This is a genomic window from Halomonas halodenitrificans DSM 735, from assembly GCF_000620045.1.
GTDB lineage: Bacteria > Pseudomonadota > Gammaproteobacteria > Pseudomonadales > Halomonadaceae > Halomonas > Halomonas halodenitrificans.
Window position 1 is genome coordinate 41,662 of the sequence record NZ_JHVH01000024.1, and the last position, 12,061, is coordinate 53,722.

Below are 12,061 nucleotides of genomic sequence, written 5' to 3' on the forward strand. Positions count from 1 at the left end.
TGACGGGTCAGTACTAGATGCCGTCGCGACGATTGATACGCCGGTTGACCACACTGGGAGCCCGGCGCAGCTTCTCTTCTTCGCCGAGCTGGTCGGCTTCGAAAGGATCGGCGCCCACGGGCGTCTCCCCGTGACGACGATAGAGCTGGGTGAGCATCGCCTTGCGATCTTCGCGCAGCTCGCGAACCAGGACGATCACCATGCCGTAAAGAATGAAGGTGAAGGGCAGCGCCGAAAGCACCGAGGCCGACTGCAGGCCAGACAGCCCACCGGCGGCGATAAGCGTCAGGCAAATCGCCGCAATCAGCACGCCCCAGGTAACGCGTTTGTAGAGCGGCGGATTGATGGAGCCGTTATCGGTCATCTGGGCGACGATATAGGAAGCGGAGTCGGCCGACGTCACCAGGAAGACAAAGATCAGCATCATTGCCACCACCGAGAGCACCCCGGAGAAAGGCATCAACTCAAACATTTCGAACAGCGCCACGGTGATATTGGACTGGGTAGCGGCGGCCAACCCGATATCACCGTTCAGTTCCATGTTCAGTGCCGCACCGCCGAACACGCCGATCCACAGGCAGGCCAGCAAGGGGGGAACCACCAGCACACCAAACACGTATTCCTTGATGGTGCGACCGCGAGAGACGCGCGCTACGAACGTACCCACAAAGGGTGACCAGGCGATGACCCAAGCCCAGTAGAAGATGGTCCAGCGGCTTGCCCAGGCGTTGTCGTTGTAGGGTGAGATGCGCAGGCTCATGCCGATGAAGTTCTGCAGATAGTCACCAATGCCCAGCGTGATGGTCTCGAGGATGGCCAGTGTCGGACCGGTAAAAAGCACCCACAGCATCAGGCCGATGCACAGAACCATGTTGAGGTTGGAAAGCCGCTTGATGCCCTTGTCCAGGCCCGACCAGGTAGAGGCCATATAAGCCAGAAACATGACGAGGAGGATGATGAACTGCCAAAACACGGACTCGGGCAGGCCAAACACGGCATTGAGGCCGCCGTTCATCTGCAGTACCCCAAGCCCCAGCGAGGTGGCGACCCCCATCACTGTGGCAACCACTGCGAAGATGTCCAGAGCCGGTGCATAGCGCCGCGCCTCGGGATACTTGGCCGTGACCGAAGAGAGAACCGATGACACCAGACCGGCCTGGCCCTTGCGAAACTGGAAGTAGGCGATGATCAAGCCCACCACCGAGAAGGCCGCCCACTGGTGGATGCCCCAGTTGAAGTAGGTGTATTGGATGGCATAGCGCGCCGACGCTATCGTCTCTGCCGGCATATCCCCATAGGGAGGATCGATATAGTGGAACATCGGCTCGGCCATGCCATAGAACACCAGCCCCACGCCGAAGCCTGCGGCCAGCAACATGCTGACCCAGGAGAAGAAGCTGAAGCTGGGAGAGCTATCCTGAGGCCCGAGACGGATCTTGCCGTACTTGCTGAAGGCCAGCACCAGCAGGAAGATGACGAACCCGAAGACTGAAAACAGATACAACCAGCCAAACGCGTGGGTAATGCTATCAAGCGCGGCGGTAGCAACGTTGCCGAACCCTTCAGGAAAGGCCGCTCCCATCGCCACCAACGCGAGTATGATGATCGTCGAGACGGAAAATACCGTCTTCCCTCCATGATCGGCCATGATGACTCCTGTCGTTTATCATCTGTCATGCATCATACCAGCCCGGCCTGCTTCGGACAGGGCCCTAACGGCATTGCATCGAAGACGCTTCGTCCCCATCCATACTCATCAGCAGGCTAACTTTTCCACTCCCACTCCAACCGGAGCCGCCATGTCTCGTCTTGCCACTACCGCCTTGTCCGTTCTCGACCTGGCTCCCATCCGCGAGGACGGCAGCGCCGCCGAGAGCTATCGAGAAAGCGTGGCCCTGGCCCGGCAGGCCGAGCGCCTGGGCTATACCCGCTTCTGGCTCGCCGAACATCACGGCATCGAGGGCATCGCCAGCGCCGCCACCGCGGTGCTGATCGGCCATGTGGCCGGCGCCACCCAGCGCATCCGCGTGGGCAGTGGCGGCATCATGCTGCCCAATCATCCGCCCCTGGTGATCGCCGAACAGTTCGGCACCCTGGAGACCCTCTACCCCGGCCGTATCGACCTGGGACTGGGTCGGGCACCGGGATCCGATGGCGCTACCATGGCCGCACTGCGCCGCTCTGCCCATGCCGGGGTGGAGGACTTCCCGCAGCGCCTGGAGGAGCTGCAGGGCTTTCTCGGCGAGGCCCGCCCCGATCAGAAGGTCCGTGCGGTTCCTGGCCAGGGCACCCATGTGCCCCTCTGGCTGCTGGGCTCCAGCGGCTACAGCGCCCAGCTCGCCGCACGCCTCGGCCTGCCTTTCGCCTTCGCCGCCCAGTTCGCCCCGGGTTACCTGCATGAGGCACTGCGCCTCTATCGCGATAACTTCCGCCCCTCGGCGGTACTCGACAAGCCCCATGCCATGGTCGGCCTGCCGGTCGTCGCCGCCGAGACCGACGCCTACGCCGACTACCTGGCGACCACCATGCGCCAGAAGTTCCTGGGCATGATCCGCGGCCGTCGCACCAGCGCCAAGCCACCGGTAGAGCATCTCGAGATGTCACCCATGGAGGAGGCGCAACTACAGCAGTTCCTGGGCGCCGCCATCGTCGGCGGCCCCGACACCGTGCACCGGGAACTGGAAGCCTTCCTCGAACAGACCGGCGCCGACGAACTGATGCTCAACACCGACGTCTATTCCCTGGAGGATCGCCTCAAGAGCTATGAGCTCGTTGCCGACGTGTGGAAGCGATAATCTATAGGGAACGAACTCTGCCCCCGGGCTTTCCAAGGGGCAGTTTATCTTGCGTCACACCCGACGCGACCTCTGGAGTACAAGATGCCCGATTCCCAAGGCCCTCACCGGGACCCCCGTCAGAATCCCGCCTGGCGTGCCGCCCAGCAGTGGCAGCAACGCGCTCGCCAGCCCCAGGGTAATGGACTGCGCAATAGCCTCAAGATGCTCCTCGCCTGGCTACTGTTCGGCACCCTGATGATCGTGGCCATGGTCTTCGGCCTGATCTTCATGCTGCTGGGTTGGGCGCTGATGCCATTACTGCGCCACCGCCTGAAGAAGCGCATGGAAAGGATGCGCGCCGACCAGGCCGAGAACGTGGATGGCGGCGGCTTTCAGTACAGCGAGACCCGCTATCGCGAGACTCATACCTCTAGCGGCCGCCACCACGAACAGCAGGTGCTGGAGGGAGACTATGAGGTGAAGCCAGACGAACCGGGCAAACGCTGATCGATGGGGATCCGCTAGGCTCCCCGCATCACCGCCTCCAGGGCGGCGCGATAGCCCTGGCTGCCCAGCCCCGCGATCACCCCGTCGGCACGTAGCGATACATAGGAATGGTGGCGAAAGCTCTCGCGTCGGTGCACGTTGGAGAGGTGCACCTCGATCACTCGGCCATCATAGGCATTGAGGGCATCGAGGATCGCCACCGAGGTATGGGTGTAGGCCGCCGGGTTGATGATGATCGCCGCGGTGTCATCCAGCCGCGCCGCCTGGATGGCGTCGATCAGCTCTCCCTCATGGTTGCTCTGCCGGCAGGTGATGTCCCAGCCACCCAGCACCGCCTGTTCATGTAGCGCGCTATTGATATCGTCCAGGGTCTCATGACCGTAGACTTCCGGCTGCCGGGCGCCCAGCAGATTAAGGTTAGGGCCATGGAGTACCAGGACCTTGTTGTGACGCATGGCGTGGCTCATTCCCTCACCTTGATCAGCTTGCGATTGACGAACTCTCCCATGCCATCGGGGCCCAGCTCACGGCCGAAGCCCGAGCGCTTGACCCCGCCGAAAGGCAACTCGGCGGCCGACCCCGGCCCCTCGTTGATATGCACCATCCCCGCCTCGAGACGCGTCGCCAGCCGGCGAGCGCGTTCGATATTGCGCGACTGGATCACCGCTCCGAGGCCATAGGCGGAGTCGTTGGCCAAGCGAACGGCTTCCTCCTCGTCGTCCACCGGGTAGACCACCGCGACGGGACCGAACAGTTCCTCGTGAAAGAGTCGCATCTCCGGCGTCACGCCGGTCAGCAGGGTGGGAGCATACCAGGCACCGGGGCGCTCCAGTCTGTGGCCACCGGTCAGGACACGCGCCCCCTGAGCGACAGCGTCCTGCACCTGGGCCTCCAGGGTCGCGAGGGCCCTCTCGGAGGAAAGCGGCCCCATGAAGGTGCCTTCATCCTGGGGGGCGCCGACCGCAATGCCCTCTATTGCCTGCTGGAAGTCGACCAGGAAATCATCATGCAGGCGACGATCGACCAGGATTCGCTTGGCCGCATTGCAGGCCTGGCCGGCGTTGCCGAAACGGCCAGACAGCGCCTGCGACACGGCCTGCTCCAGGTCGGCATCGTCCAACACGATAAAGGGATCGGAGCCACCCAGCTCCAGCACCACCTTCTTGAGGTGGCGGCCCGCGATCTCGGCCACCGCCGCACCGGCTCGTTCGGAACCGGTCAGCGATACGCCCTGGACCCGTGGATCGGCGATGATCGTGGCGGCCTGATCATTGCTCGCGTAGAGGTTGACGTACAGCCCTTCGGCCGCGCCGGCATCGTGGAAGATCTGCTCCATGGCCGCTGCCGACTCGGGACACTGGGGCGCATGCTTGAGCAGAATGGTGTTGCCGATCATCAGGTTGGGAGCCGCGAAGCGTGCCACCTGATAGTAGGGAAAGTTCCAGGGCATGATGCCCAGCAGCACGCCAAGCCCCTGTTTTCGGATCGCAGCGCTGGCGCCGCTCGCCGGAGACAACGGCTCATCGGCCAGCAGGGTCGGTCCATGTTCGGCGTAGTAGCGATAGATGGACACGACGATATCGATCTCGCCCTTACCCTGAATCAGGGGCTTGCCCATTTCACGGGCGATGATCGCTGCCAGCGCTTCGCGGCGCTCTGCATAGAGGTCCGCCACCCGATTGAGCAGCGCCGCGCGTTCGTCAACACCCTGTCGCCGCCACTCGCCGAAGGCGTGATGCGACTTCTCGATCGCCGACCGAATCTGATCGTCGGTGGCGGTGGGGATGGCTTTTTCTATCTCGCCGGTGGCGGGATTGGTCACGGCATACTGAGTCATGGCATGGCTCCTGGTACGGTTGGATGAATCCGTGATGAGGCTTTTCACTCGCTTGATGCGCCAGGCTCCAGCAGCCGCTGCCACGTCTCGATGACGGCCCGACGATGATCCTGGAAGGTGTCGCTGCGACCGCGTGCCGGTTCCCGGGTGAGCGAGGCGCGGTGGGCCGCGCTGCGCAGCGCCAGATAGGCCTCCCGCAGGCGTTGACTCTCCCGGGCCCTCAGGCACTGGGCGGATTCCAGGGTCTCCAGGATACGCATGTTATCGCTCCACTCCAGCAGCGCCGGCGTCTCATGCCCCATGGACAGCACGGCATACTGACACAGGAATTCGAGGTCCACCATGCCACCGTGATCATGCTTGAGGTCGAACTCCCCCTCCCCGCTGCGGCCTCCCAGGTGGTCGCGCATCCTGTGTCGCATCTTGACCACCTCCTCGCGGAGCGCCTGCGCCTCGCGTTCACGCGAGAGGATCTCGCGGCGCACCGCCTCGAAGCCTTCGGCCAGCTGCGCCTGCCCCGCCACGACCCGGGCACGCACCAGCGCCTGATGCTCCCAGGTCCAGGCCTCGCGCCGCTGATAGTCGGCGTATGCCTTGAGCGAGGTCACCAGCAGCCCGGAGTTTCCCGAGGGGCGTAGCCGCATGTCCACCTCGAAAAGCGCCCCCGCAGGCGTCACCGCGGTAAGCAGATGAATGATGCGCTGGCCCAGGCGAGTATAGAAAACGGCATTGTCCAGCACGCGCCGGCCGTCGGTCTCGCCCTGGGGGGCGCCGTCATGGATAAACACCAGGTCCAGATCGGAGCCATAGCCAAGCTCGATGCCGCCCAGCTTGCCGTAGCCCACGACCAGAAAGGCGGGCGTTGCTCCGGCGCGGCTGCCATCGGCCAGCGCCGGGAAGCCGTGCTTGCGGGTCAGGTGCTTCCAGGCCATGGCCAGTACCGCCTCGAGAATCACCTCGGCGATATAGGTCAGGTAGTCGCTCACCTTCATCACATGGCGTGTGCCGGCGATATCCGAGGCGGCCACGTGTAGCGTCTGGGCATGCTTGAAGACTCGCAGGGCCTCCAGCTGAGCCTCTTCATCCTCTTCGGGAATGCGGCCCAGGGATTGTCGCAGTTCATCGGCGAGCCGCGACTTGTCGGCAGGCGTGTACAGCGTCTCGGGAGTCAGCAGCTCGTCAAGCAGGATCGGGTAGCGAGCCAGCTGTTCGGCGATCCACGGGCTCGCCGAACATAGCCTCATCAGGTGGCCCAGGGCGTCGGGGTTTTCGCGCAGCAACGCCAGATAGGCGGTGCGTCGAAGCACCGACTCCATCAGCGGCAGCACTCTCTCGAGGGCGGTGTCCGGGGCATCACTCGCCGCGATGGCATCAAGCAGCAGCGGCATCAGGGCCTCCAGACGCTCGAAGCCGATGCGTTGCATGCCCTGCACCTGGCGTGAATGATAGAGCGTACCGAGGCGCCGAGCCGCGACGCCGGGGTCGGCAAAGCCGGCTTCCTCCAGCAGCACAGCCGCTTCCTCGGCTTCGAGCTCGCTACGCCACAACGCTCGCCACTGCTCCAGGGGAACGCCACCGGCGGTCTCGTCGGCGACCTCTTCCACCTCCTCTTCGGGCTCGGCGATCACCGCATCAAAGTGACGACGCACTCGAGCCCGCACCTCGTCGAGACACGCCATCAGTGCGGGCCAGTCCTCCATGCCCAGCGCCAGGGCAACCCGCTCACGGTTGAGATCATCGTCGGGCAGGCTCTGGGTCTGGCGATCCTCCAGGGCCTGCAGCACATGCTCCAGGTCACGCAGGAAGACATAATCGGGCATCAGCTCCGCGACCACTTCCGCGGGCAGCAGGCCCAGCTCGGGCAGGCGCTCCAGAGCCGTCTTCAAGGAGGTTACCTGCAACTCGGTGTCCCGGCCGCCACGAATCAGCTGGAAGGCCTGGACCACAAACTCGACCTCGCGGATGCCGCCGGGGCCGAGCTTGATATTGCCCTCCATGCCCTTGCGGCGCACCTCGCGGTTGATCATGCCCTTGAGTTCACGCAGCGACTCGATGGCGCCGAAGTCGAGATACTTGCGGTAGACGAAGGGGCGCAGTCCGGCCAGCAGTTCGGCACCGGCATCCAGGTCACCCGCCACCGGCCGAGCCTTGAGCATGGCGTAGCGTTCCCACTCGCGCCCCTGGTCCTGATAGTAGCTGGAGAGCGAGTTGAAGGTGCCGACCAGCGGGCCACCATCCCCCAGGGGACGCAGGCGCATGTCGACCCGAAAGGCGAAGCCGTCGGCGGTGACCGCGTCCAGGGCGCCTATCAACCGTTGGCCCAGCTTGGTGAAGTACTCCTGGTGCTCGAGAGACTTGCGGCCACCCTCGGTGTCGCCGTTCTCGGGAAAGGCGAAGATCAGATCGATATCCGAGGAGAGATTGAGCTCGCCGGCCCCCAGCTTGCCCATGCCCAGTACCACCAGGCGTTGATCGCTGCCGTCGCGGCGCTTGGCGGGGCGCCCCCAGCGAGGCGCCAGGAAGTCTTCCAGCCAGGTCAGGGCCGCTTCCAGGGAAGTCTCGGCCAGCCGCGCCACCGCCGCCGATGTGGCCCACATATCGATACCGCCGGGTCGAGTCAGGTCACGCCAGGCGATACCGACCATGCGCGCGCAGCGGAAACGCCGGATGACGGCATGCATGGCCGCCTCATCCTCGGCCTCCTCGAGGCGCTCGACCAGCCAGTCGCGCAGGGCTTCGGCATTCGGGGCGGCATCCAGTTCGCCATTGACATCCAGGTGCACGAGCCAGTCGGGATAGCGCACCAGCGTCTCGGCCACGAAGTCTGACACCGCCAGCACCCGGGCCAACTGCTCACGACGCGACTCGGCGAGACCCAGCCAGCTTTCCAGCGGAGAATCGCGGTCGGTCATCCGTGCCAGGCGCTCGGCCTCACCCAGCGCCTCGGCAAGCCGCCCCCGGGTTCTCTCCAGGGGCGCCTTGAGGGAGTCGGGAATATCATGCAAGGGCAGGAAGTCATCGGGTAGCGGCATCGACGTCTCGCATCCAGAATGGCAGGGATTCGCTTCCAGCATAGCGAAACGAGGCCACCACTGGCACTCGCCGGGCCAAGGTATCAGCCGAAGAGCTTCTGGCCCAGCAGCAGCAGCCAGGTCAGGCCGGCGAGCAGCAGCGATGCCATGACGGCGGCAGACCCCAGATCCTTGGCACGCCCGGATAGCTCATGATGCTCGGGACCGATGCGATCCACGACACTCTCGATGGCGCTGTTGAGCAGCTCCACGGCCAGCACCACCAAGCCGCTGCCCAGCAGCAGGACCCACTCCACCGGTCCGGCGCCGACCCACACGACCAGCGGCAACAGCAGCAAAAACAGTATCAACTCCTGGCGAAATGCCGCCTCGTGACGCCAGGCCGCCTTGAGTCCTTTCAACGAGTAGCGAGTAGAGTGCACCAGATGGCGCCATCCGGTATGTTCGGGCTTCATCATCTATTCCTCGGCGCTATCATACAGCCGCTCAGTGATTGTCGATCATTCGCTCGAGATCCAGCGCCAGGGGATCCAGCACTTCGGACCAGCTCAGGTAAGGGGTGCTGGCGGTGCCATTGACCAATACACTGAAGACACCCCAGCGCCCCCTGGCGGTACGGAAGTAGCCACTGACGGCCCTCACCGCCACGGGCTGGTTGAGGGTCCCGGTCTTGAGCATCACATGTCGTTGAAAGGTGTCGGAGCCTCGACGGATAAAACGCATGACCCCATTGTTCGGAGACTGCAGCGTCGCCACGAAGCTGGGAAAGAGCGAAGGCCGGTAATAGAGATGCTCCAGCAACGCATTGGCGCCATGAGCCGAGATGCGGTTCTCCGGCGTCAGACCGCTGCCGCTGTGCAGGGTCGCCGGTCCATGGTCGGGAATACCGTCCACAAAGGCCTCGATGGCCCCTCCCGCCGAGCGCAGGTCGGCGCGTGGCGACGCCACCAGATTCAGGGCCAGCATATCGGCCATATAGTTGTTGGAATAGTTCATGGTGCGCAGCAGCAATTCCTGCAGCGGCTTGCCATCAACGGCGGCCAGCGTCGTCACCGTGGAGGCCGGGCGGTCCTGGGTGATATCCATCCCGCCCGTGACCGAAATACCGGCCTGGTTGAGCATGGCCAGCAGGATCAGCGCCATCTGGTCCGCCGGGTCTGAGCTGGCCCGGTAGATATCCCGCGGATGGGCATTGGTGGAGATCTGGCCACTCAGATGCATCACATCCCGCCCGTCGCGGGTAACCCGCTCGGCACTGATCTCGGTGCCGCTATTGTCCGGGCGGGTCACCACACGATTGTCGATGGCCAGAATGGGCGCCTGGCTATCGCAGCCGGTCACCGTCGCCGGCTCGCCGGGGGTCTCGGCGGGCGCCACATTGACGCACCAGTTGCCGTAGTTGACTCCGGCCGAGGAAAGCAACGCACTATAGGCGTGGCGCGTATGCTCCCGTGCCTCGCAGCGGTCGATCGTCAGACACGCCACCGGCCCGAAGCGCCACTGGCTGATCCTTAGCCTGCCATTCACCCCACGCACGCCCGCCTGATGCAGCCGCTGCACCAGGCGCCATAGGTCTTCGGTGGTCAGCGCCGGGTCGCCACCGCCATCGAGCATCAGGTCGCCCTGCAGGACACCCTGGTCGTCGAGACGCGCTTCACTGACCAGCCGGGTGGTAAACCGATGCTGCGGGCCCCAACGGTTCAAGGCCGCCGCCGCCATATAGCTCTTGCTGACCGAGGCCGGAGCTAGCTGGCGCCGTGGCTCGATGGTCGCCAGCACGCCATCCTCATCCAGCAGCCTGGCTTCGGCACTGATACGAAATCCCTCGCCGAGCAGGCGCGAGAGACTATCGAAACCGGCCGCCTGAACGGGCAGAACGAAACACAGCGACAGGATGACGGTAACGAGACGGAAACGCAGGCGCATGGCGGAGCTCATTGGAAGTGACTGTTGATTGATTCAAGATTCAATGGACAGAGGCAGTGGAGAACAACTGGATCACCGAGACACCGCCGATGATCATGGCAATACCCAACAGAGCCGGCAGGTCGGGTTTCTCGCCATAGAACAGGATGCCCGCCACGGTCACCAGCACGATGCCCAGCCCCGCCCAGAGCGCATAGGCGATGCCCACCGGAATGCTGCGCAGCACCAGGGCAAGCAGATAGAAGGCCAGCCCATAGCCCACCACGACGATCACCGTCGGCCATAATCGGGTAAAGCCCGCGGAGGCCTTCAGCGCGGTGGTTGCCACCACTTCGGCGACGATGGCCAGGGCGAGATACAGATAACTCATCGGCACTCCTCCCGAGCCAGCAGGCGATGCATGATGCGATCGAAGGCCGTATTGAAGATCAGCGCGTAGAACAGGAAGAACAGCATAAAGCCGAGGTCCAGCCAGAAGGCCTCGACCAGGCCAATCTGCAGCCACCAGGCTACCGCCGGCAGTGTCATGAGCAGCAGTCCCAGTTCAAACCCACCCGCCTGGGCGATCCTCTGCCAAAGGCTGCGGCGTCGACTCGGCACCCAGACATCGAACAGTCGATTCCAGACCAGATTCCACAGCATCGCCACGGTCGCCAGCCCCACGGCCAGCACACCGATCTCGCCGCTACCGTGACCGGTCAATGCACTGCTTGCCGGAATCACGATTGCCAGTCCCAGCGCTTCGAATAGCACCATATGGGTCAGGCGCTCTCGCCATGAACGCATTGCCTGCTCCTTGCCGTTACGCCGCCTAGGCTTTCGCGACCAGTTCTGGATAATGTGGCAGCTTCACCACCAGTCGCCAGAGCGGCTGGCCGCTGAGGTGATACTTCTTCTCGAACGGCGTCAGATACGCCGCCCCGGGATCATGCGCCTCCACGGCGACCTCCCGTCCGGTGGCCTGGCGTAGCGCCAGGGAGAACTCCTCCAGGTAGAGCCGCCAGTTGGAGCGCAACTCCAGTCGCCCTCCCAGAGCCAGGATAAAAGGCAATACCGGGTGGCCATGCCAGCGGAGCTTGAGTAGCGACGCCTTGGGATAAGGATTTGGATACAGCAGATAGTGACGGGCCGGCCGCCAGCCTGCCTGGAAGGCGAGCCGCCAGAAGTCCACCAGGTCGGCGCGTACCAGCAGGACGTTACCGGGCAATGGCCCATGCTCGCGGCTCAGACGGCTGTCGCTGCGATCCACCCCGATCAGCGCATGATCGGGAAAGGCCTCTGCCAGCCGGCGAGTGGAAATGCCCACCCCACAACCGGCATCCAGCATCAACGGCATGTCGCATCGTGCCTCCCGCCAGCGAGCGGCGGCAGCAAAGGCCTCACGGGTATGATCGGCGATCGGCTTGCGCCACGGATACTGCAAGGCCCGCGCCACACGCGCCTCGAGGCCCTGATGTGGGCCCGCCTGATTGGTAACGATACGCCGAGAAGTGGCTTGCATGACGACCTGCCGCGATATGAAACAAGCGCCGATTCTACCAGTCTCCCCCGCTTCTCGCTCGGCCGGCTCTATTACCGTTATCGCAAGGATAAAAGCCTATAAAAAACCCGAACACGTTAATGTTCGGCGCTTTTCGATATAAGCTCGGTATCAGTGCCTGACGATGATCGACTGGCCAATAATCTCGTCGACCCTAACGTCCTACCGCCCGCCAGATATGAAAAAACCCCGAACACGTGAATGTTCGGGGTTTTTTCGATATAAGTGCCTGACGATGACCTACTCTCGCATGGGGAGACCCCACACTACCATCGGCGCAAAGCGGTTTCACTGCTGAGTTCGGCATGGGATCAGGTGGTTCACGCTCGCTATGGTCGTCAGGCGAAAAACGGTGAATCATGCTGACGCGAACGTTTCAAGGCGTATCCGGCATCGTGGGTCATCACAGACCCCTTGGGTGTTATATGGTCAAGCCTCACGG

Annotated in this window: 11 protein-coding genes and 1 rRNA gene; 2 read left to right on the forward strand and 10 right to left on the reverse strand. The window is 63.6% G+C overall.

Annotated elements, in window-relative coordinates:
- Positions 1-13 precede the first annotated feature (13 nt).
- Positions 14-1,648 (reverse strand): BCCT family transporter, encoded by a 1,635-nt coding sequence (locus Q358_RS0111675; RefSeq protein ID WP_027962175.1) that lies wholly within the window; start codon positions 1,646-1,648, stop codon positions 14-16.
- A gap of 151 nt (positions 1,649-1,799) precedes the next feature.
- Between Q358_RS0111675 and Q358_RS0111680 the strand changes: the two genes are divergently transcribed.
- Positions 1,800-2,795: an LLM class flavin-dependent oxidoreductase gene (locus Q358_RS0111680; RefSeq protein WP_027962176.1), complete on the forward strand. Its 996-nt coding sequence runs from the start codon at positions 1,800-1,802 to the stop codon at positions 2,793-2,795.
- Positions 2,796-2,879: 84 nt separating this feature from the next.
- Entirely contained in the window at positions 2,880-3,284 is a 405-nt protein-coding gene (locus Q358_RS0111685; RefSeq protein ID WP_027962177.1) for a hypothetical protein, read from the forward strand.
- A 14-nt stretch (positions 3,285-3,298) separates the two neighbouring features.
- On the opposite strand, the gene aroQ is transcribed toward Q358_RS0111685, so the two are convergent.
- The 9 genes from aroQ to rrf form a co-directional block, all read right to left on the reverse strand.
- Entirely contained in the window at positions 3,299-3,739 is a 441-nt protein-coding gene (aroQ, locus tag Q358_RS0111690; protein ID WP_027962178.1) for a type II 3-dehydroquinate dehydratase, read from the reverse strand.
- 8 nt (positions 3,740-3,747) lie between these two features.
- On the reverse strand, positions 3,748-5,121 hold the full coding sequence (locus Q358_RS0111695; protein WP_027962179.1) for an NAD-dependent succinate-semialdehyde dehydrogenase: 1,374 nt from the start codon (positions 5,119-5,121) through the stop codon (positions 3,748-3,750).
- Positions 5,122-5,165: 44 nt separating this feature from the next.
- Positions 5,166-8,153, reverse strand: coding sequence for a bifunctional [glutamate--ammonia ligase]-adenylyl-L-tyrosine phosphorylase/[glutamate--ammonia-ligase] adenylyltransferase (gene glnE, locus Q358_RS0111700; protein ID WP_027962180.1), 2,988 nt, complete (start codon positions 8,151-8,153; stop codon positions 5,166-5,168).
- Between the two features lie 83 nt (positions 8,154-8,236).
- The gene (locus Q358_RS0111705; RefSeq protein WP_027962181.1) at positions 8,237-8,608 is read right to left on the reverse strand and encodes a diacylglycerol kinase; all 372 of its coding nucleotides are present in this window, start codon (positions 8,606-8,608) and stop codon (positions 8,237-8,239) included.
- 31 nt (positions 8,609-8,639) lie between these two features.
- Positions 8,640-10,079: a D-alanyl-D-alanine carboxypeptidase/D-alanyl-D-alanine endopeptidase gene (dacB, locus tag Q358_RS0111710; RefSeq protein ID WP_245598318.1), complete on the reverse strand. Its 1,440-nt coding sequence runs from the start codon at positions 10,077-10,079 to the stop codon at positions 8,640-8,642.
- 40 nt (positions 10,080-10,119) lie between these two features.
- Complete coding sequence (locus tag Q358_RS0111715) at positions 10,120-10,449, reverse strand: DMT family transporter (protein WP_027962183.1); 330 nt, start codon at positions 10,447-10,449, stop codon at positions 10,120-10,122.
- Entirely contained in the window at positions 10,446-10,865 is a 420-nt protein-coding gene (locus Q358_RS0111720; RefSeq protein ID WP_027962184.1) for a PACE efflux transporter, read from the reverse strand. Before Q358_RS0111720 ends, Q358_RS0111715 begins: the two co-directional genes overlap by 4 nt.
- Positions 10,866-10,890: 25 nt before the next feature.
- Positions 10,891-11,580, reverse strand: a complete 690-nt coding sequence (gene trmB / locus Q358_RS0111725) for a tRNA (guanine(46)-N(7))-methyltransferase TrmB (RefSeq protein ID WP_027962185.1) — start codon at positions 11,578-11,580, stop codon at positions 10,891-10,893.
- A 266-nt stretch (positions 11,581-11,846) separates the two neighbouring features.
- Positions 11,847-11,962: ribosomal RNA gene (gene rrf / locus Q358_RS0111730) — 5S ribosomal RNA — on the reverse strand.
- Positions 11,963-12,061 lie beyond the last annotated feature (99 nt).

What these genes read in the sequence shown, in the direction of transcription:
- Q358_RS0111675 (WP_027962175.1), bottom strand. Translation starts at nt 1,648, where the DNA reads ATGGCCGATCATGGAGGGAAGACGGTATTTTCCGTCTCGACGATCATC.
- Q358_RS0111680 (WP_027962176.1), top strand. Translation starts at nt 1,800, where the DNA reads ATGTCTCGTCTTGCCACTACCGCCTTGTCCGTTCTCGACCTGGCTCCC.
- Q358_RS0111685 (WP_027962177.1), top strand. Translation starts at nt 2,880, where the DNA reads ATGCCCGATTCCCAAGGCCCTCACCGGGACCCCCGTCAGAATCCCGCC.
- aroQ (WP_027962178.1), bottom strand. Translation starts at nt 3,739, where the DNA reads ATGCGTCACAACAAGGTCCTGGTACTCCATGGCCCTAACCTTAATCTG.
- Q358_RS0111695 (WP_027962179.1), bottom strand. Translation starts at nt 5,121, where the DNA reads ATGACTCAGTATGCCGTGACCAATCCCGCCACCGGCGAGATAGAAAAA.
- glnE (WP_027962180.1), bottom strand. Translation starts at nt 8,153, where the DNA reads ATGCCGCTACCCGATGACTTCCTGCCCTTGCATGATATTCCCGACTCC.
- Q358_RS0111705 (WP_027962181.1), bottom strand. Translation starts at nt 8,608, where the DNA reads ATGAAGCCCGAACATACCGGATGGCGCCATCTGGTGCACTCTACTCGC.
- dacB (WP_245598318.1), bottom strand. Translation starts at nt 10,079, where the DNA reads ATGCGCCTGCGTTTCCGTCTCGTTACCGTCATCCTGTCGCTGTGTTTC.
- Q358_RS0111715 (WP_027962183.1), bottom strand. Translation starts at nt 10,449, where the DNA reads ATGAGTTATCTGTATCTCGCCCTGGCCATCGTCGCCGAAGTGGTGGCA.
- Q358_RS0111720 (WP_027962184.1), bottom strand. Translation starts at nt 10,865, where the DNA reads ATGCGTTCATGGCGAGAGCGCCTGACCCATATGGTGCTATTCGAAGCG.
- trmB (WP_027962185.1), bottom strand. Translation starts at nt 11,580, where the DNA reads ATGCAAGCCACTTCTCGGCGTATCGTTACCAATCAGGCGGGCCCACAT.